Genomic DNA, 19,397 nt, shown 5'->3' on the forward strand with positions numbered 1-19,397 from the left:
GAAGCGGAACCGGTCGCCACGGCCGAGGCCGAGCCCGCGACGGCGACCACCCCGGAAGCCGAGGCGCCGGAGGCGGAGGCAGCCGTCGCGCCGACCACCGCGACGGACCCGGAGCCCGCGCCGCAGGCCGACGCACCGGCTGCGGAAGCGGAACCGGCCGCCAAGGCCGACAGCGAGCCCCGGCCGGAGGCCGGCACCGCCGTACCCCCCACCCTCCGCACCGCCTACACCGCCGCCGCCACCACCCTCACCACCCACAACCTCACCACCACCGGCCCCACCAAGATCTACCTCGTCCTCGACCGCTCCGCCTCCATGCGCCCGTACTACAAGGACGGCTCGGCCCAGGCCCTCGCGGAGCAGACCCTCGCGCTCGCCGCCCACCTCGACCCCGAGGCCACCGTCCACGTCACCTTCTTCTCGACCGAACTGGACGGCACCGGCGAGCTCACCCTCTCCGACCACGAGAACAAGATCGACGAGCTGCACGCCGGTCTCGGCCGCATGGGCCGTACCAGCTACCACGTCGCCGTCGAGGACGTCCTCACGCACCACGACAAGGCGGCGGCCCCCGACTCCCCGGCCCTGGTGATCTTCCAGACGGACGGCGCCCCCGACGCCAAGACCCCGGCCACGCAGTCCCTGGCGGACGCCGAGAAGACCCACCCCCATGTGCACTTCGCCTTCGTCGCCTTCGGTGAGCACGACAACAAGGCATTCGACTACCTGCGGAAACTGAAGACCGGCAACACGTCCTTCTTCCACGCCGGCCCCACCCCGAAGGAACTCACGGACTCCGAGTTCTACGAGGGCGTCCTCGCGGACTGGCGCCCGTAGACGAACACCACGCGCACCGCACACGCGCGAAAACGAGCACCACCCCGGGCCGCCCGCCTCCCACCCCGTAAAACGGGAAGCGGGCGGCCCACCCGTGTCGGCTACGATTTCAAGGTTCGTAAAGAAAAGACGACCTGGGAGCAGCCGCGATGGCTCGACACCTCATCACCAGCGCCCTTCCGTACATCAACGGGATCAAGCACCTGGGCAACATGGTGGGGTCCATGCTCCCGGCGGACGTCTACTCCCGCTACCTCCGTCAGCGCGGCCACGACGTCCTCTACATCTGCGCCACCGACGAGCACGGCACCCCCGCCGAGCTCGCCGCCAAGGAGCAGGGCCTGCCGGTCGACGAGTTCTGCGCCCAGGCGCACGACGCCCAGAAGGCGGTCTACGACGGCTTCGCCCTCGCCTTCGACTACTTCGGCCGCAGCTCCTCCCCGCAGAACGTCGAGATCACCCAGCACTTCGCGCGCAAGCTGAACGAGAACGGCTTCATCGAGGAGCGCGCGATCCGCCAGGTCTACAGCCCCACCGACGGCCGCTTCCTCCCGGACCGCTACGTGGAGGGCACCTGCCCCCACTGCGGTTACGACAAGGCCCGCGGCGACCAGTGCGAGAACTGCACCCGGGTCCTGGACCCGACGGACCTGATCGACCCCCGTTCGGCGATCTCCGGCTCCACGGACCTGGAGGTCCGCGAGACCAAGCACCTCTTCCTCCTCCAGTCCAAGCTCCAGCACGAGGTCGAGGCATGGGTCTCCCGCCACGAGGACGACTGGCCGCAGCTCGCCTCCTCCATCGCCCGCAAGTGGCTGAACGAGGGTCTGCACGACCGCGCCATCACGCGTGACCTGGACTGGGGCGTCCCGGTCCCCGCCGACACCTGGCCGCACCTCGCGGCCGAGGGCAAGGTCTTCTACGTCTGGTTCGACGCCCCGATCGAGTACATCGGCGCGACGAAGGAGTGGTCCGACAAGGACCCGGAGAACCGCGACTGGAAGTCCTGGTGGTACGAGGCGGACGACACCGTCCGCTACACCGAGTTCATGGCCAAGGACAACGTCCCGTTCCACACGGTGATGTTCCCGGCCACCGAGCTCGGCGTGCGCGAGCCGTGGAAGAAGGTCGACTACGTGAAGGCCTTCAACTGGCTCACGTACTACGGCGGAAAGTTCTCCACGAGCCAGAAGCGCGGCGTCTTCACCGACCACGCGCTGGAGATCCTCCCGGCGGACTACTGGCGCTACTTCCTGATCGCCAACGCCCCCGAGTCCGACGACTCCTCGTTCACCTGGGAGCACTTCACCACGACGGTGAACAAGGACCTCGCCGACACCCTCGGCAACTTCGTCAACCGCGTCCTGTCCTTCTCCAAGAAGCGCTTCGGCGAGGAGGTCCCGGCCGGAGGCGAGGCCGGTCCGGCGGAGGCCGCTCTGGGCGAGGAGATCGCCCGGCTGCTCGCCGAGTACGAGCAGCAGATGGAGGCCCTCCAGTTCCGCAAGGCCGCCGCCGCGCTGCGCGCCCTGTGGTCGGCCGGGAACTCCTACCTGGAGGAGAAGGCCCCCTGGCTGGAGATCAAGACGGACAAGGACGGTGCCGCGCTCACCCTGCGCACCGCGATGAACCTCATCCACCTCTACTCGGTGGTCTCCGAGCCCTTCATCCCGTCCAGCTCGGCGGCGATGCGCCAGGCCTTCTCGCTCACCGGCGACGACGCCAACTGGGTCTCGGCGGACGAGGCGAAGTCGCTGACCTTCGTCCCCGTCGGCACCCCCTTCACGGTCCCGCCGGTCCTCTTCGCCAAGCTCACGGACGAGGACCTCGCCGCGTACAAGGAGCGCTTCGGCGGGGAAACAGCCGCGTAACAGCCCTTCTCGGACCCCTCACCCAGCCTGTATACCTGGCCAAGATCACGTGACCGGCCAGGTCACGCGGCACACGGGTGGGGGGTCCATTCATGGCACTGTTCGGCAACGCGCACAGCATCGACCCGGGTACGGCCGCGCAGGACTACGCGCGCCTGCTGGGCCAGGGGGAGCAGGTGCACGCCGCGTACCTGCTGATCCGCGACACCATGCTGTTCACCGACCGTCGCCTCATCATGGTCGACAAGCAGGGCATCACCGGCAAGAAGGTGGAGTACCACTCCATCCCGTACCGCAGCATCACGCACTTCGCCGTCGAGACGGCCGGCACCTTCGACCTCGACGCGGAACTGAAGATCTGGCTCTCCGGCTCCCCTGCGCCGATCCAGAAGACCTTCACCAAGGGCGTCGACATCTACGAGGTCCAGGCGATCCTCACCCAGTTCGTGGCGAAGTAGCGGTCACTCCGCACAACCTACCGCGGCTGTCACAAGTCCCCTTTCCCAACAGCAGGTTACGCACGTGCGAATCCGAAGGTGACGCGGGGAGAACGCGTCGCGGGGAAGGGGACACACATGGGCAGATGGGGGGCGGCCGCGGTGGTGGCCGCCGGTCTGATCGCGGGAACGCTGGTGCCGGCCACGCCCGCGGCGGCCATCCACGGGGCGGTGCCGGGGGACTTCGACGGCGACGGGTACCGCGACGCGGTGCTGCCGATACCGAGCGCGAAGGTCGGGAACAACGTGCGCGGGGGTGCCGTCGTCATCCTGTACGGCTCCGCGAACGGAGTGTCGGCCAAGAGCCGCCGTCAGGTCCTCACCGAGGACTCGGCGGGCGTTCCGGCACAGGTCGCCGAGTCGTCCGGCTTCGGCCAGGCCACCGCCACGGCCGACCTGAACCGCGACGGATTCGCCGACCTGGTCATCGGCGCACCCAGGGGCGGCTCGTTCACGGGGACCGTCACCGTCATGTGGGGCAGCAGGACCGGCCTGCGCAAGGGCACCCTGCTGCCCAAGCCGACGCCCTACAACAGCCTCTACGGCGAGGACGTGGCGGCTGTCAGCGCCGGACCGGGCGACAGGGCCCAGGTCATGGTCGGCGGGGAGCACGGCACCGTCGTCTTCAAGGGCCCTTTCAGCAGTTCCGGCACCTACGGCTCGGTCTCGCAGGGCCCGCGCGAACAAAGCCCCCTGACCGGCTCGGTGGCGCTCGGTGACTTCAACCGCGACGGGGTGCCCGATCAGGTCGACTTCGGCGGGCGTCAGCGTGCCCTGACCGGCAGCCCGGTCCGGCTGAACCAGACCGGCGCCACCGCCGGTGCGGTGCTGGGGAAGGGCAACGGGTTCATCGCCGCCACCGGTGACGTCAACGGCGACGGGTACAGCGACCTGGTGGTCGGCGACCCGCTGACACCCTGGACCTCGGGTGTCGACGGCGAACTGGGCGGCGGAGTGCTCGTCTGGCGCGGTTCGGCGAGCGGCATCGCCACCGACGCGGCGCCCGAGGTGATCAGCCAGGAAACGGCAGGGGTGCCCGGCACGAGCGAGAAGGGCGACATGTTCGGCGCCGGCCTCGCGGTGGCCGACCTCGACCGCGACGGCGCGGCCGAGATCATCGTCGGAGCGCCGCACGAGGCCGTGGGCGAGGTCCTCCGCACCGGCACGGTCACCGTGATCCCGGGCCGCCGGACCGGCCCGCTCGGTGCGGGCGGGTACTCGTTCCACCAGGACACCCCTGGTGTCCCCAGCGTCAACGAGACCACGGACTGCTTCGGCACCACGGTGTCCGCCGGGGATGTGAACGGGGACCGCAGGCCGGAGCTGCTCGTCGGCGCGGCCTGCGAGAACCGCTACAACGGCGCGGTCTTCATGCTGCCCGGCGGCGCGTCCCGCCCGACCGGCACCGGCAGCCGCGCCTTCACCCTGGACTCGCTCGGCATGTCCCAGTCCACCGAGGGCTGGCTGGGCGGCTTCGGGATCTTCTGGATCACCTGAGCCTGCGCGGGAGCGGGCACACGCAGGGGGCCGGCGTCGAGAACGCCGGCCCCCTTGTCGCGGTCCCTACTTCGGCTGCGGCCTCCGCACCGTCAGGTGCAGCTCCTTCAGCCGGGCCTCCTCCAGCTCCGTCGGCGCGCCCATCATCAGGTCCTGGGCGTTGCCGTTGAGCGGGAAGGCGATCGTCTCGCGGATGTTGGGCTCGTCGGCCAGCAGCATGACGATGCGGTCGACGCCGGGCGCGATACCGCCGTGCGGCGGGGCGCCGAAGCGGAACGCGCGCAGCATGCCGGCGAACTTGTCCTCGACGGTCTCCCGGTCGTACCCGGCGATCTCGAAGGCCTTGAGCATGATCTCCGGCTCGTGGTTCCGGATCGCGCCGGAGGACAGCTCGACGCCGTTGCAGACGATGTCGTACTGCCAGCCCAGGATGTCCAGCGGGTCCTGGGTCTGCAGGGCCTCGAGGCCGCCCTGCGGCATGGAGAACGGGTTGTGCGAGAAGTCGATCGCGCCGGTCTCCTCGTCCTTCTCGTACATCGGGAAGTCGACGATCCAGCAGAAGCGGAAGACGCCCTCCTCGAAGTGGCCGGCCCGCTTGGCGGCCTCGACGCGCACCGCGCCCATGATCTTCGAAACCTCGTCGAACTCACCCGCGCCGAAGAACACGGCGTGACCGGCGGCCAGCGAGAGCCGCTTGGTCAGCTCGGCGACGTCGTCCTCGGTGAGGAACTTCGCGATGGGGCCGGACAGTGTGCCGTCCTCGGCGACGCGCACCCACGCGAGGCCCTTGGCGCCCAGTGTGACGGCGTAGTCGCCGAGCTGGTCGAAGAACTTCCGGGGCTGCGAGGCGACGTCCGGCACGGGCAGCGCGCGGACGTGCTTGCCGGCGAACGCCTTGAACCCGGAGCCCTCGAAGATGTCGGTGATGTCCACCAGCTCCAGCTGGGCGCGCAGGTCCGGCTTGTCGGAGCCGTACTTCAGCATCGCCTCGCGGAACGGGATCCGCGGGAACGGCGACGTGACGTGCCGGCCGCCGCCGAACTCCTCGAACAGCTCGGTCATCAGCTTCTCGACCGGCTGGAAGACGTCCTCCTGCTCGACGAAGGACATCTCGATGTCGAGCTGGTAGAACTCGCCCGGCGAGCGGTCCGCACGCGCGTCCTCGTCACGGAAGCACGGCGCGATCTGGAAGTAGCGGTCGAAGCCGGAGATCATCAGCAGCTGCTTGAACTGCTGCGGAGCCTGGGGGAGGGCGTAGAACCTGCCCGGGTTCAGACGGGAGGGGACGACGAAGTCGCGGGCGCCCTCGGGGGAGGTCGCGGACAGGATCGGCGTCGCCATCTCGTTGAAGCCCAGCGTTGTCATCTTGTGCCGGATCGCCGAGATCACCGACGTGCGCAGCAGGATGTTGCGGTGCATACGCTCACGGCGCAGGTCGAGGAAGCGGTACTCCAGGCGCCGCTCCTCGTTGACCCCGTCCTCGGTGTTGATCGTGAAGGGGAGCGGGGCCGCCGTGCCCAGCACCTCGACGTCACCGACCTCGATCTCGATCTCGCCGGTGGGCAGCTCGGGGTTGATGTTCTCGGCGCCGCGGGAGACGACCTGGCCGTCGACCCGGACGACGGTCTCCTTGGAGAGCTTGTCCAGGGCCTCGTAGGCGGCCGTGTTCGGCCGGGCGACCAGCTGCGTGATGCCGTAGTGATCGCGCAGATCGATGAAGAGGATGCCGCCCAGGTCGCGCCGATTGTGCAGCCAGCCACTCAGCCGGACGTCGGTGCCGACGTCAGAGGCGCGGAGCTCGCCGCAGGTGTGGGACCTGTACCGATGCATCGTCGTTCATCCAGCCTTCGCAGATCGGGGGTGTTTCACGTGAAACACCCCCAGGGTACCGGCCGTCCGGCGAGGCATCTCCACGATTACGGGGCGGCACATCGGTGGCACCGTCCGATCACCTCTCCCTAGAGTGGGGCAATGCGCACTGGTGAGCCCCTGCCCGCCGTGGGGCAGGTTCTCGCCGCCCTCGCGACCGGCCTCTGGCAATGGGACACGGCCACGAAGCTGGTCACCGTGGATGCCGAGGCCGCTCGGCTGCTCGGGCTGCCCGCCGAGCCGACGACCCTCACCGAGGCACGGACCAGGGCCCGGCTGCACCCCGTGGACTGGAACGAGATCATCAGCGTCGTCGGCCTCGCCGTCGCCGAGGACACCCTCGCCGAGGTCCGGGTCCGGATCATGGACGAGCGGGGCCGGATCATCCGTACCGTCCGCAGCCGGTCCAAGCCGAGCTACGACCGCGAGCGCCGCGCCTTCCAGCTGATCGGCACCCTCCAGGAGGTCACCGACCCCTCACCGGGCACCCCCGCCGGGCGGCGCGCGGTCACCGGCGACTGGCGGCGCTCCCGTGAGGCGTTCCTGCTCGACGCGGGCCGGGCGCTGGCCGAGGCGCGCTCCACCGCCGAGGTGCTGCGGGTGGCGGCCGGGCTGTCGATGCCGGGCTTCTCCCCGGACGGCCTCGCGGTCTTCGGTGTGGAGGGCGACCGGCTGACGATCATCGGACACCACGGGCACCAGCCCGGCGACGAGGACCCGTTCTCGCACATGGCCCTGGCGACGGACTACCCGGCGGCGGAGGTCGTACGCACCGGCCGTGCCGTCTATCTGTCCTCACCCGAGCGGTACAAGGCGCGCTTCCCCCTCACCTGGCATCTCGCCGAGCAGTTCGGCCGCCACTCCTGGGCCTTCCTGCCGCTGACCGTCTCCGGGCGGACGATGGGCGCGTGGATGGCGGCCTTCGCCTATCCGGTCACCTTCACCCCGGACGAGCGGTCCGTGCTGACCACGGTGGCGCGGATGCTCGCGCAGGCCCTTACCCGGGCCGGCACCGCCGAGTCCGAGCGTGAACTGACCGACGGACTCCAGCGCTCCATGCTGCCCACGCTGGGCCCGGAGATCCCCGGGATGGACGTCGCCGCCCGCTACATACCCACCGGAGGCGGCCTCCAGGTCGGCGGCGACTGGTACGACATGATCCCGCTGCCCGGGGGCACGAAGTCCGCGGGCGGGCGGATCGCCCTCGTCATAGGCGACGTCCAGGGCCATGACGTACGGGCCGCGGGCCTGATGGGACAGCTGCGGACAGCCCTGCGGGCATACGCGTCCGAGGGCCACCGCCCCGACGCGGTGCTGTCCCGCGCCTCCCGCTTTCTGCACGGCATCGCCACCACCGACGAGGACCCCGCCGACCTGCGTTTCGCGACCTGCCTCTACGTCGAGGTCGACCCGGAGACGGGGGTGCTGGACATCGCCCGCGCCGGGCATCCGGACCCGGCGATCCGGATGACGGACGGCACGGTCCTGAAGAGCCCGACGGCCGGCGGGCTGCCCCTGGGCATCGACCCGGACGCCGACTACCCCACCACCCGGCTGGTTCTCGAACCCGGCGAGACCATGCTGATCTGCACCGACGGCCTGATCGAGACCGGCGGGCACGACCTGGAGACCGGGTGGGCGCGGATCCGCGCCATCCTGGAGGAGCACAAGGGAGACCTGGAGGAACTCGCCGACTCCCTGGTGCAGGCCGTGCACGGGCCGTCCTCCCACCACACCACCGGCCCGCTGGCCGACCGCCGCGAGGACGACATCGCCGTCCTGCTGCTGCGCCGGGACGCCGAGGGCCGCGGCGACACGCTGAGCGCGCCCGCGCGTCGCCGCCGCACCATGCTGACGGTCGCCCAGGCGGAGCCCGAGCGGGTCGCCGTGGCCCGCCAGCAGTTGCGGGAACTGCTGCACGACTGGCCCTCCACCGACCAGGTCGACTCGGCGGTGCTGCTGCTTTCCGAGATGCTCACCAACGTCCTCGTCCACACCGACACCGACGCGCTGCTGGTGGCCGAGGTCGCCGGGGCGCCGGGCGCGCGGCGGATACGGGTGGAGGTCACCGACGCCAGTGACGACCTGCCGCACAAGCGCCGGCCGGGCGAGCTGGCGTCCTCCGGCCGTGGCCTGATGCTGATCGAACTCCTCGCGGACTCCTGGGGGGTCGACCCACGGGGCGAGGGCAAGAGCACCTGGTTCGAACTCCACGAGCCCGACGACACCGAAGCCTTCTGAACCGAACCGAACCGAACCGAACCGGTACCGGTACCGCTAGGGCCCCGCGGGCTTCGGCGGTGCCGCGCGCCGGTCCCGCACCTCGTGGAGGACCCCGAAGGCCGCGGCGGTCAGCGGCACCGACAGCAGGATGCCGAGGATTCCGGCGACCGACGCGCCCGCGGTGATCGCGAGCATCACCGACGCCGGATGCATGTGCACCGTCCGGCTCTGGACCAGCGGCTGGAGGACATGGCCCTCCAGCACCTGCACGGCGAGCACCACCCCGAGCACCCACAGCGCGATCACGAACCCCCGGTCGGCGAGCGCCACCAGCACGGCCACCGCGCCGGAGAGGAAGGCGCCGAGATAGGGGATGTACGCCGCGACGAAGACGAGCGCACCCAGCCCGACGGCACCGGGCACGCGCAGGATCAGCAGGCCGACCGTGATGCACACGGCGTCGATCAGGGCGATGAACGTGGTGCCCCGCATGAACCCCTCGACGGCCCGGAAGGCGCGTCGGGCCATGGCCTCGACGGTGTCGGCGGCGCCGTACGGCGCGAGCGCGCGCAGCCCGCCCGCGGCCCGGTCCGAGTCCCTCAGGAAGAAGAAGACGAGCAGCAGCGACAGCACGGCCAGGGCGATGGTCTCGCCGACCACGCTGATGCCGCTGATCACGCCGGAGGCGGCCGTCCCGCCGAACTTGCTCAGCAGTTCGCGGGAGCCGGCGGCGAGGTCGTCCAGCGAGGTGCCCGCCGCCCCGAAGTACCGCGCGATGTCCTCGGCCGCCCGCCGCAGCGATTCGAGGATCTGGTCGCCGGACTCGATGAGCGCGGCGACCACGATGTAGACCGCCCCGCCCACCACCGCCACGACGGCGACGCAGGTCAGCGCGGCGGCGACGGACCGGTTGACACCGAGACCCACGAGCCGCCGGTGCAGGGGCCCCAGCAGGGCCGTGCCGAGCAGCGCGAGCAGCACCGGCACGACGGCCGTGCGCAGCGCGCCGCAGAGCACGATGCCGACCCACCCGACGCCGGCGGCCAGCAGCACGACGGCGCACCAGGCGGCGAACCGCCGTACGGGAACGGGGAGCAGATGCACGTCTCCCACCCGATCACGCGACGGCCGGGCTGTCCTGTGCGGACGGCCCGGCCGGGTGACAGTGCGTCAGGGCGTCAGCGACGCGGGCCCTTCTGCGTCATGCCGTGCACCGCCGGGATCGTGCCCAGACGGCCCTTCTGGAAGTCCTCGAAGGCCTGCATCAGCTCGTCCTTGGTGTTCATCACGAACGGTCCGTAGTGGGCCATGGGCTCCCGTATCGGACGGCCGCCGAGGAGGACGACCTCCAGGTCGGGGGTGTGCGAGTCCTGCTTCTCGTCCGCGCGGACGGTCAGCGCGGAGCCCTCGCCGAAGACGGCGGTCTGCCCGAGGTGGATCGGACGCCGCTCGGCACCCACGGTGCCCCGGCCGGCCATCACGTAGGCGAGGCCGTTGAATTCCTCGCGCCACGGCAGAGTGACCTCCGCGCCCGGCGCCAGCGTCGCGTGAATCATCGTGATGGGCGTGTGGGTGATGCCGGGACCGGCGTGACCGTCCAGCTCACCGGCGATGACGCGGAGCAGCGCGCCGCCGTCGGGGGAGGTGAGCAGCTGCACGTTGCCGCCGCGGATGTCCTGGTAGCGCGGGGCCATCATCTTGTCCTTGGCCGGCAGGTTCACCCACAGCTGCAGGCCGTGGAAGAGACCGCCGGACATGACCAGCGACTCCGGCGGCGCCTCGATGTGCAGCAGGCCCGAGCCCGCCGTCATCCACTGGGTGTCGCCGTCGGTGATGGTGCCGCCACCGCCCTGCGAGTCCTGGTGGTCGAAGATCCCGTCGATGATGTAGGTGACGGTCTCGAACCCGCGGTGCGGGTGCCAGGGCGTGCCCTTCGGCTCTCCCGGCGCGTAATCCACCTCGCCCATCTGGTCCATCATGATGAACGGGTCGAGGTGGCGGTAGTTGATCCCCGCGAACGCCCGGCGCACCGGGAAACCCTCGCCCTCGAAGCCGGTGGGCGCGGTCGTGACGGTGATCACGGGACGCGTGACGGCATCCGCCGACGCGGTCACACGGGGCAGCGTCAGCGTGTTCTCGACGGTCACTGCGGGCATGTCGGTACCTCCTTGGGCGACGTGTGTTCCACTTTAGTTGAGCGTTGAACTTTCTGCCACCCCCAACGTCGACGACCCGGGGGGCATTCCCTCCGGGCCGTCGTCGTCGCGCGGGTGCGCCGGATCCCCGGATCGCTTCCCTCAGTTGCTGAAGTACAGGTACTTCCACGATCCGTAGGTCGTGGAGTTCACCGAGTCGCCGGACGAGCCGTTGACGTAGACCGAGCGCATCCGGGCACGGATACCGGCCTCACCGGGCGCCCCCAAGGTCACGGCCGACTTGCCGGCCGTACCGAGCGGAAAGTACTCCGAGTCCGCTGAGTACCACGTTCCCTGGAAATAAACCTGGAGGTCGAAACGCTGCATACGGCCCGGGTAGTAGGTCATCGTCGTCGTGAGCAGCGGGTCCGTGTTCTTGCGGAACCAGTAGTAGGACGTCGAGCCGATCTTGGCCGTCTTGTAGTGCCTGGAGACGGCGGTGGACACCTTGACCCGGGCGAACGCGGTGGACTTCACGGTCTTCGGGTTGTAGCGGGCGTCACCCCGGAAGACCGCGGTGACATTGGTGTCGCGGGTCATGTCGACCCAGGCCGCGATGTTGCCCTTGGAGTCAACCTTGCCGATCTTGATCCGCTTGTTGGGCTTGTCGCCGCCGAACGGGTCGGCCCAGATCTCCACCGAGCGGTTCTTGTGCGTCGTGCCGAGGTGCGCCACGAACCGGACGTCGGTGCCGTGGTTGTAGAGCTTGCCGTTGTTGTTCAGGCTCAGCGAGGTCGAGGAGCGGGAGACCGTGACACTGTCCGAGGCGGTGGCACCCGTGTGCCCGGCGTCACCGGCGTAGGACACCTTGTAGGTGACCTTGCCGCCGGCCGGCGGGGTGTCGGAGAAGGAGTACGTGCCGTCCTTCGACGTGACGGTCACGGACGGCAGCACCTTGCCGTTCGGGCTCTCCATGTCGGTGCGGGTGACCGACAGCTTGACGCTGCCGGGCAACGCCACGGTCGCCGAGATCTTGCCCTTGACCGTGAGCTTCTTGTCCCGCGGTGCGGTGCTGGGGGCACTGACCGTGAGGGTCGGGACGTTCAGCGTCGGCTGGGTCAGGGGCTTGACCGCGTAGCCGCCGCCGCTCCGGACGAGGGCGAAGATCCGGGAGGAGTCCGGGGCCCAGGCGATGTCCGCCGCGGGCTGGGTGCCCGTGCCGTACGTGCGGACCGGCCGCGTGGCGTTCGGCCGGTAGACGGCCACCTTGGTGCCCGAGATCTGCGCCACGAGGCCGCTGCGGGCCACGTCGGCCCCGTGCCCGGCCGGGTAGGCGCCGGCCTTGCTGAACACGCCGTCCGCGTAGGCGACCCGGTCGGTGCCGTCGACGAGCACCTTGTCGTCGCCGGTGACGAGGTCGATGTCCCCGATGCCGCCGGTGAGGGTGTAGTCGGCGTCGTGCCAGGCGGTCACTTGGGGCGTGCCGCCCGACACGTCCAGCACACCCAGCGAATCGGTGGACGACCCGGTCTCGGAGACGGCAAGCAGCCCGGGGCGGAGCGGGTCGGTGTCCAGCAGGCCCGGGTTCCACAGCCCGGACCCGGTTCCCTCGGTCGGGATCTGACCCAGCGCCACCGGGTCGATGCCGCTCGCCGGGTCCACCGCCGGGTCGACCGAGCCGAGGTTGCCGTCCCACTGGTCGCCATAGGTGAACCAGACCTTGCCGGCGGAGAAGGCCAGGTGGCGCGGGCCGGTGTCGGTGGCGACGGAGTAGCGGGCCAGGACGTCGAGCGTGACCGCGTCCAGCGCGACCACCTCGTGACTGCTCGGCACGGCCACGTAGAGGACAGTGCCGTCGTCGGACAGCACAAGGTCGCTGACATCACCGAAGCCACTGGTCACGTCGACGAGGGCGCCGCTGTAGTCGGTGGCCAGGATGCGCCCGTCGGCCGCGTCGGCGACGAAGACGCGCCGGCCGGCATGGTCCGCGACGAGGCCGCCGGGATTGGCGACGACGGCCGGCGCCGCCGACGCCGTACCCGCCGACGCGACGCTCAGTGCCGCCGAGCTGAAGAGGACCGCGAGCGCCGTCGCGGCCGAAGTGCTGCGCATACGCACAGTGCTGAACCCCCACAAGGAATCCCGGCCGAACCGGGAGGTGAAAGCGCCGCGCGACACCCGGGGGATCGCGGAACGACGCGATCACTCATGGGGCGCGGCAGCCGGAGGCAGCATATGACATGGGAGCGACAATCGAACGTCTGTTTTTCGACGCGCGACCCTCGTCGGACTCAGCCGTACATCCGCCGCATGGCGAAGTCGACCATCTCCTCCACGGCCTTCGCGTCGAACACCATCCGGTGCTCCCCCTCCATGTCGACGACGAAGCCGTATCCGGTCGGCAGCAGGTCGATCACCTCGGCGCCGGTGATCACGAAGTACTTGGACTCCTTGCCCGCGTACCGCCGCAGCTCCTTGAGCGAGGTGAACATCGGGATCACCGGCTGCTGGGTGTTGTGCAGGGCGAGGAAGCCGGGGTTGTCGCCGCGCGGGCAGTAGACCTTGGACGTCGCGAAGACCTGCTGGAAGTCCTCCGCGGCCAGCTGTCCGGTGGTGAAGGCGCGCACCGCGTCCGCCAGCGAGGGCGGCGACGGCTCGGGGTACAGCGGCGGCTGCTGCCCATAGCCCCCGGCACCGGGCATCTGCTGCTGCGGCTGGGCGTACTGCTGCCCCGCACCCGCGCTCTGGTCGTAGCCGTACATGCCCGCAAGAGTACTGACCGGGCGCGAGGGCTGGGTCACAGATCCCCGGATCGGGGTTGCTTCTTATTACCGACGGGTAGCATCATCGTTGACTACTAGTTGGTAAGTGAACTTGGGCGCGAGGAGCCAGTGCCTCGCCGATCTCTCTCAACGGAGCCAGTCGCCATGGGGCACTACAAGTCGAATCTCCGCGACATCGAGTTCAACCTCTTCGAAGTACTGGGGCGCGACAAGGTGTACGGCACCGGCCCGTTCGAGGAGATGGACGTCGAGACCGCCAAGAGCGTCCTGGAGGAGCTCACCCGCCTCTCGGAGAACGAGCTGGCCGAGTCCTTCGCCGACGCCGACCGCAACCCTCCCGTCTTCGACCCGGAGACCAACACCGCGCCCGTCCCGGCGTCCTTCAGGAAGAGCTACCAGGCCTTCATGGACTCCGAGTACTGGCGGCTCGGCCTGCCCGAGGAGATCGGCGGCACCACCTCGCCCCGCTCCCTTATCTGGGCCTACGCCGAGCTGATCCTGGGCGCCAACCCGGCCGTGTGGATGTACTCCTCCGGCCCCGCCTTCGCCGGCATCCTCTTCGACGAGGGCAACGAGGTCCAGAAGCACATCGCCGCGGTCGCCGTCGAGAAGCAGTGGGGCTCCACCATGGTCCTCACCGAGCCCGACGCGGGCTCCGACGTGGGCGCCGGCCGCACCAAGGCGGTCCAGCAGGAGGACGGCTCCTGGCACATCGAGGGTGTGAAGCGCTTCATCACGTCCGGTGAGCACGACATGTCGGAGAACATCCTCCACTACGTCCTCGCCCGCCCCGAGGGCGCCGGCCCCGGCACCAAGGGCCTCTCCCTCTTCCTCGTCCCGAAGTACCTCTTCGACTTCGAGACCGGCGAGCTCGGCGAGCGCAACGGCGTCTACGCCACCAACGTCGAGCACAAGATGGGCCTGAAGGCCTCCAACACGTGCGAGATGACCTTCGGCGACAAGCACCCCGCCAAGGGCTGGCTCATCGGCGACAAGCACGACGGCATCCGCCAGATGTTCCGGATCATCGAGTTCGCGCGGATGATGGTCGGCACGAAGGCGATCTCCACGCTCTCCACCGGCTACCTCAACGCGCTGGAGTACGCCAAGGAGCGCGTCCAGGGTCCCGACCTGGCGAACTTCATGGACAAGACCGCGCCCAAGGTCACCGTCACCCACCACCCCGACGTGCGCCGCTCGCTCATGACGCAGAAGGCGTACGCCGAGGGCATGCGCGCCCTCGTCATGTACACCGCCTCCGTCCAGGACGCCATCCAGGTCAAGGAGGCGACCGGCGAGGACGCCGCCACCGAGCACGCCCTGAACGACCTGCTCCTGCCCATCGTCAAGGGCTACGGCTCCGAGAAGGCCTACGAGCAGCTCGCCCAGTCCCTGCAGACCTTCGGCGGCTCCGGCTTCCTGCAGGAGTACCCGATCGAGCAGTACATCCGGGACGCCAAGATCGACACCCTCTACGAGGGCACCACCGCCATCCAGGGCCAGGACTTCTTCTTCCGGAAGATCGTCCGCAACCAGGGCGCGGCGCTGAACTCCCTCGCCGAGGACATCAAGAAGTTCCTGGCCCTCGGCACCGGCGGAGAGGACCTGGCCGGCGCCCGCGAGCACCTCGCCAAGGCCGCCGTCGAGCTGGAGGCGATCGTCGGTCTGATGCTGACCGACCTCGCGGCCACCGAGCAGGACGTCAAGAACATCTACAAGGTGGGCCTCAACACCACCCGCCTGCTGACGGCCTCCGGTGACGTGATCGTCGGCTACCTGCTGCTGAAGGGCGCCGCGATCGCCGCCGAGAAGCTGGAGTCGGCCTCCGCCAAGGACAAGGCCTTCTACACCGGCAAGATCGCGGCGGCGAAGTTCTTCGCGGCGAACGTGCTGCCGGGCGTCACCCTGGCCCGCAAGATCGCCCAGGGCGTCGAACTGGACCTCATGGAGCTGGACGAAGCGGCCTTCTGACCGCTTCCCCGCCTGGACGAAGCGGCGTTCTGACCGCTTCCCCCGCCCGGCCCCGCGATGTCCGCATCGTCCTTACGAGGGCCCGCTCCCGGTCAGGGGGAGCGGGCCCTCGTACGTCGTTAAGGTGAACCCCATGAGCGAACCCTCCCGCTTCGACCGCGGCCACACCGACGACCTCATGTCCTTCCTCGCGGCGAGTCCCTCGCCGTACCACGCCGTGGCGAACGCCGCCGAGCGGCTGGAGAAGGCGGGCTTCCGGCAGGTCGCGGAGACGGACGCCTGGGACGGGGCGAGCGGCGGCAGGTTCGTGCTGCGCGGTGGCGCGATCGTGGCGTGGTACGTCCCGGAGGGCGCCGCGCCGCACACCCCGTTCCGGATCATCGGCGCACACACCGACTCCCCCAACCTGCGCGTCAAACCGCAGCCCGACAGCGGTGCGCACGGCTGGCGCCAGATCGCCGTCGAGATCTACGGCGGGCCGCTGCTGAACTCCTGGCTGGACCGCGACCTCGGTCTCGCCGGCCGGCTGACGCTGCGCGACGGCACGACCCGGCTGGTGAACGTCGACCGGCCGCTGCTGAGGGTGCCGCAGCTGGCGATCCACCTGGACCGCTCGGTGTCCTCGGAGGGCCTCAAGCTCGACAAGCAGCGGCATCTCCAGCCCGTCTGGGGTCTCGGGGGCGACGTGCGCGACGGCGACCTGATCGCCTTCCTGGAGGCGGAGTCCGGGATCACCCCGGGCGGGACGACCGGCTGGGACCTGATGGTGCACCCGGTCGAACCGCCGGCCTACCTCGGCCGCGACCAGGAACTGATGGCCGCCCCCCGGCTCGACAACCTGCTCTCCGTGCACGCGGGCGTGGCCGCGCTGACCGCCGCCGCGACCGGCGGCGCGGAACTCACCTCCATCCCGGTCCTCGCCGCCTTCGACCACGAGGAGAACGGCTCCCAGTCGGACACGGGCGCCGACGGCCCGCTCCTCGGCGGCGTCCTGGAGCGCTCGGTCTTCGCCCGCGGCGGCTCCTACGAGGACCGGGCACGCGCCTTCGCGGCCACCGTCTGCCTCTCCTCCGACACGGGCCACGCCGTGCACCCCAACTACGCCGAACGCCACGACCCCACCCACCACCCCCGGGTCAACGGCGGGCCCATCCTCAAGGTCAACGTCAACAACCGCTACGCGACGGACGGTTCCGGCCGTGCCGTCTGGGTCGCCGCCTGCGAGAAGGCCGGCGTGCCCTTCCAGTCGTTCGTCTCCAACAACTCCATGCCCTGCGGCACGACCATCGGCCCCATCACGGCCGCCCGGCACGGCATCCGCACGGTCGACATCGGCGTCGCGATCCTGTCGATGCACAGCGCCCGCGAACTCTGCGGCGTGGAGGACCCCTACCTGCTGACGCGGGCGCTGGCCGCCTTCCTGGAGGGCTGAGAAAGCCGCCGCGGCCCATGAGTTGACGGGCGGTGAGGACTGCATCCCGGGGGCGCGGGTACCCGAGGTCCACCAAAAGCTCCGGAACCACCGGACCGGAACAGGGAGGCAACACTCATGGGCCTCGGCGGGTGCATCATCCTCATCGCCGTGGGAGCCATCCTCACGTTCGCCACCGACTGGGACATGCAGGGTGTCAACCTCGATCTGGTCGGCGTCATCCTGATGATCGTCGGGCTGATCGGGGTCACGACGTTCAGCAGCATCGCGCGGCGCCGACGTGTCGTGATGCCGCCCTCGCAACCGGTCGTGCAAGAGGAACGGCACCACCGGCGCGACGGCTACAGCGACGGATACGGCGCCTGACGCCGTCTGACGCCGTGTGACAGGGCGGCGCCTGACACCGTGTGACAGGGCGGCGGCCCGCGAGGTCAGGCGTCCAAGCCGGCCAGGACCAGCGGCAGGCGGTCCGCCCCTCCCCGGGTGAGACGGACCGGAACGCCCCAGTCCTGCTGGTGGACATGGCAGGCGGGGTACTCGTTCGCGGGGTCGTCGTCGCAGGAGGCGGCCATCGCCGAGACGTGCAGGACGCCTTCCGTCACGGTGGGATCGAGTTCCAGGGCGCGGGACAGGTCTGTTCCCGCGCCCTCGCCGTGTACCAGCAGCTCCGGAGGCGTCGAGGAGACCAGCAGGCGGGTCGAGGGGCCGTAGCGGGTGTCGAGCTTCTGCCCCGCGGGCGCCTCGAAGATCACGTCCAACCGCAGGCGGCCCGCCGCCACTTCGGTCGCCGCGCGCTGGGTGCGGTGGGCGACCGCCTCCACGCGGACCGCCTCCTCCGGCAACCGCAGCCGGGTCAGACGGTGCCGCGCCGACTCCACGACGACGATGTCGTGGCCCACCACCACCGCGTCGCTCGGCTCGCGCAGATCCGTGGCCAGGGTGGTGACTTCGCCAGTCGCGGGGTCGAAGCGGCGCAGCGCGTGGTTGTAGGTGTCGCTGACGGCCACCGAGCCGTCGGGCAGGGCCGTGACGCCCAGCGGGTGCTGGAGCAGCGCCTGACCGGCCGGTCCGTCGCGGTGACCGAAGTCGAACAGGCCCGTGCCGACGGCGGTGTGCACGGCGCCGTCGAGATCCACCCAGCGCAGGGCACTCGTCTCCGAGTCCGCCAGCCACAGCCGTTCGGGGGTGGCCGCGAGACCGGACGGCTGGGCGAACCACGCCTCGGGGCCGGGGCCGTCGACCAGCCCCTCGTTGGTGGTGCCCGCCGCGACCGCGACCGCGCCGCCCACCGGGTCGTAGGCCCAGAGCTGGTGCACGCCCGCCATGGCGATCCACACGCGGCCGCCGAAGAGGGCGACGTCCCAGGGCGAGGAGAGGTTCACCTCCCGCGCCGGGCCCGACGCGGCGTCGCCCTGCATCCACTGCTTGCCGGTCCCCGCCAGGGTGGTGACCTCGCCGGAACTGAGATCCAGGCGGCGCAGGGCGTGATTGACGGTGTCGGCCACCACGACCGAGCCGTCGTCGAGGAGGGCGAGGCCCTGCGGCTCGTTGAACGACGCCGCCTCGGCCGGTCCGTCCGAGAACCCGCGGGCACCGGACCCGATCCGCCGGACCACGCTCTCCCCGTCCTCCGCCAGCTCCACCAGCTGGTGCCGGGTCGTGTCACTGACCAGGAAGGTCCCGCCGGGCAGCAGCAGCGCCTTCCCCGGGAAGCGCAGCACCGTGGGTTCCGGTTCGGGCGCCACGTACGGCCCGTCACCCCGCCGCAGGGTGCCCTTCGCGGAGTGCTCCGCCTCCAGCTCGGTCACCAGCCGCTCGATCGCGTGCACATGCCCCTCGCCGGCGTGCTGGGCGACGACGTACCCCTCGGGGTCGATCACCACGAGGGTCGGCCAGGCACGCACCGCGTACTGCTTCCAGGTGCCGAGTTCAGGGTCGTCGAGCACCGGGTGCTCCACCCCGTACCGCTCCACGGCGTCCGCCACGGCAGCGTGATCGGCCTCGTGCACGAACTTCGGCGAGTGCACGCCGACGACCACGAGGGTGTCCCGATGCCGCTCCTCCAGCTCCCTGAGCTCGTCGACGACATGCAGACAGTTGATGCAGCAGAACGTCCAAAAATCGAGAATGACGACGCGTCCCCGCAGGTCGGCGAGGCTGTACTGCTTCCCGCCCGTGTTCAGCCAGCCGCCCTTGCCGATCAGCTCGGGGGCACGGACACGGGCGCGGCGGCGCGGTGCGGGGGTGGACGCGGAGGCGGCATCGTTCATGGTTCAAGGGTGCCA

The 19,397-nt window shown here is 70.2% G+C and carries 14 protein-coding genes; 8 read left to right on the top strand and 6 right to left on the bottom strand.

What is annotated here, in order from left to right; translation table 11 throughout:
* From ACWCPM_RS02925 to ACWCPM_RS02940, 4 genes are all read left to right on the top strand, one after another.
* The coding region (locus tag ACWCPM_RS02925) for a VWA domain-containing protein (RefSeq protein WP_450974348.1) at positions 1-837 on the top strand (837 nt) is incomplete at its 5' end.
* A gap of 149 nt (positions 838-986) precedes the next feature.
* On the top strand, positions 987-2,705 hold the full coding sequence (gene metG / locus ACWCPM_RS02930; RefSeq protein WP_450974349.1) for a methionine--tRNA ligase: 1,719 nt from the start codon (positions 987-989) through the stop codon (positions 2,703-2,705).
* A 92-nt stretch (positions 2,706-2,797) separates the two neighbouring features.
* Positions 2,798-3,163, top strand: coding sequence for a PH domain-containing protein (locus ACWCPM_RS02935; RefSeq protein WP_450974350.1), 366 nt, complete (start codon positions 2,798-2,800; stop codon positions 3,161-3,163).
* Between the two features lie 117 nt (positions 3,164-3,280).
* Positions 3,281-4,699 (top strand): VCBS repeat-containing protein, encoded by a 1,419-nt coding sequence (locus ACWCPM_RS02940; protein ID WP_450974351.1) that lies wholly within the window; start codon positions 3,281-3,283, stop codon positions 4,697-4,699.
* Between the two features lie 66 nt (positions 4,700-4,765).
* Here the strand turns inward: ACWCPM_RS02940 and aspS are convergent, their stop codons facing one another.
* Positions 4,766-6,529 carry an aspartate--tRNA ligase gene (gene aspS / locus ACWCPM_RS02945; RefSeq protein WP_450974352.1) on the bottom strand — a complete coding sequence of 588 codons (1,764 nt, stop codon included), beginning with the start codon at positions 6,527-6,529 and terminating at the stop codon, positions 4,766-4,768.
* 141 nt (positions 6,530-6,670) lie between these two features.
* On the opposite strand from aspS, the gene ACWCPM_RS02950 reads away from it, so the two are divergent.
* Positions 6,671-8,809: a SpoIIE family protein phosphatase gene (locus tag ACWCPM_RS02950; protein WP_450974353.1), complete on the top strand. Its 2,139-nt coding sequence runs from the start codon at positions 6,671-6,673 to the stop codon at positions 8,807-8,809.
* Between the two features lie 36 nt (positions 8,810-8,845).
* Here ACWCPM_RS02950 and ACWCPM_RS02955 read toward each other — a convergent pair whose 3' ends face one another.
* From ACWCPM_RS02955 to ACWCPM_RS02970, 4 genes are all read right to left on the bottom strand, one after another.
* On the bottom strand, positions 8,846-9,895 hold the full coding sequence (locus tag ACWCPM_RS02955) for an AI-2E family transporter (protein ID WP_450974388.1): 1,050 nt from the start codon (positions 9,893-9,895) through the stop codon (positions 8,846-8,848).
* 74 nt (positions 9,896-9,969) lie between these two features.
* Positions 9,970-10,947: a pirin family protein gene (locus ACWCPM_RS02960; RefSeq protein ID WP_450974354.1), complete on the bottom strand. Its 978-nt coding sequence runs from the start codon at positions 10,945-10,947 to the stop codon at positions 9,970-9,972.
* Between the two features lie 141 nt (positions 10,948-11,088).
* On the bottom strand, positions 11,089-13,038 hold the full coding sequence (locus ACWCPM_RS02965; RefSeq protein WP_450974355.1) for a YncE family protein: 1,950 nt from the start codon (positions 13,036-13,038) through the stop codon (positions 11,089-11,091).
* A gap of 179 nt (positions 13,039-13,217) precedes the next feature.
* Positions 13,218-13,688, bottom strand: coding sequence for an SseB family protein (locus ACWCPM_RS02970; protein ID WP_450974356.1), 471 nt, complete (start codon positions 13,686-13,688; stop codon positions 13,218-13,220).
* Positions 13,689-13,853: 165 nt separating this feature from the next.
* Between ACWCPM_RS02970 and ACWCPM_RS02975 the strand changes: the two genes are divergently transcribed.
* The 3 genes from ACWCPM_RS02975 (at position 13,854) to ACWCPM_RS02985 (ending at position 17,478) form a co-directional block, all read left to right on the top strand.
* Positions 13,854-15,680: an acyl-CoA dehydrogenase gene (locus tag ACWCPM_RS02975; RefSeq protein ID WP_450974357.1), complete on the top strand. Its 1,827-nt coding sequence runs from the start codon at positions 13,854-13,856 to the stop codon at positions 15,678-15,680.
* A gap of 133 nt (positions 15,681-15,813) precedes the next feature.
* Positions 15,814-17,112, top strand: a complete 1,299-nt coding sequence (locus ACWCPM_RS02980) for a M18 family aminopeptidase (protein WP_450974358.1) — start codon at positions 15,814-15,816, stop codon at positions 17,110-17,112.
* A 117-nt stretch (positions 17,113-17,229) separates the two neighbouring features.
* On the top strand, positions 17,230-17,478 hold the full coding sequence (locus tag ACWCPM_RS02985; RefSeq protein ID WP_450974359.1) for a DUF6458 family protein: 249 nt from the start codon (positions 17,230-17,232) through the stop codon (positions 17,476-17,478).
* 65 nt (positions 17,479-17,543) lie between these two features.
* On the opposite strand, the gene ACWCPM_RS02990 is transcribed toward ACWCPM_RS02985, so the two are convergent.
* Positions 17,544-19,382 carry an NHL domain-containing thioredoxin family protein gene (locus ACWCPM_RS02990; protein ID WP_450974360.1) on the bottom strand — a complete coding sequence of 613 codons (1,839 nt, stop codon included), beginning with the start codon at positions 19,380-19,382 and terminating at the stop codon, positions 17,544-17,546.
* Positions 19,383-19,397 lie beyond the last annotated feature (15 nt).

It is taken from the genome of Streptomyces sp. NPDC002309, assembly GCF_053593375.1.

What these genes read in the sequence shown, in the direction of transcription:
- ACWCPM_RS02985 (WP_450974359.1), top strand. Translation starts at nt 17,230, where the DNA reads ATGGGCCTCGGCGGGTGCATCATCCTCATCGCCGTGGGAGCCATCCTC.
- ACWCPM_RS02935 (WP_450974350.1), top strand. Translation starts at nt 2,798, where the DNA reads ATGGCACTGTTCGGCAACGCGCACAGCATCGACCCGGGTACGGCCGCG.
- ACWCPM_RS02950 (WP_450974353.1), top strand. Translation starts at nt 6,671, where the DNA reads ATGCGCACTGGTGAGCCCCTGCCCGCCGTGGGGCAGGTTCTCGCCGCC.
- ACWCPM_RS02940 (WP_450974351.1), top strand. Translation starts at nt 3,281, where the DNA reads ATGGGCAGATGGGGGGCGGCCGCGGTGGTGGCCGCCGGTCTGATCGCG.
- ACWCPM_RS02965 (WP_450974355.1), bottom strand. Translation starts at nt 13,038, where the DNA reads ATGCGCAGCACTTCGGCCGCGACGGCGCTCGCGGTCCTCTTCAGCTCG.
- ACWCPM_RS02975 (WP_450974357.1), top strand. Translation starts at nt 13,854, where the DNA reads ATGGGGCACTACAAGTCGAATCTCCGCGACATCGAGTTCAACCTCTTC.
- metG (WP_450974349.1), top strand. Translation starts at nt 987, where the DNA reads ATGGCTCGACACCTCATCACCAGCGCCCTTCCGTACATCAACGGGATC.
- ACWCPM_RS02960 (WP_450974354.1), bottom strand. Translation starts at nt 10,947, where the DNA reads ATGCCCGCAGTGACCGTCGAGAACACGCTGACGCTGCCCCGTGTGACC.
- ACWCPM_RS02970 (WP_450974356.1), bottom strand. Translation starts at nt 13,688, where the DNA reads ATGTACGGCTACGACCAGAGCGCGGGTGCGGGGCAGCAGTACGCCCAG.
- aspS (WP_450974352.1), bottom strand. Translation starts at nt 6,529, where the DNA reads ATGCATCGGTACAGGTCCCACACCTGCGGCGAGCTCCGCGCCTCTGAC.
- ACWCPM_RS02990 (WP_450974360.1), bottom strand. Translation starts at nt 19,382, where the DNA reads ATGAACGATGCCGCCTCCGCGTCCACCCCCGCACCGCGCCGCCGCGCC.
- ACWCPM_RS02980 (WP_450974358.1), top strand. Translation starts at nt 15,814, where the DNA reads ATGAGCGAACCCTCCCGCTTCGACCGCGGCCACACCGACGACCTCATG.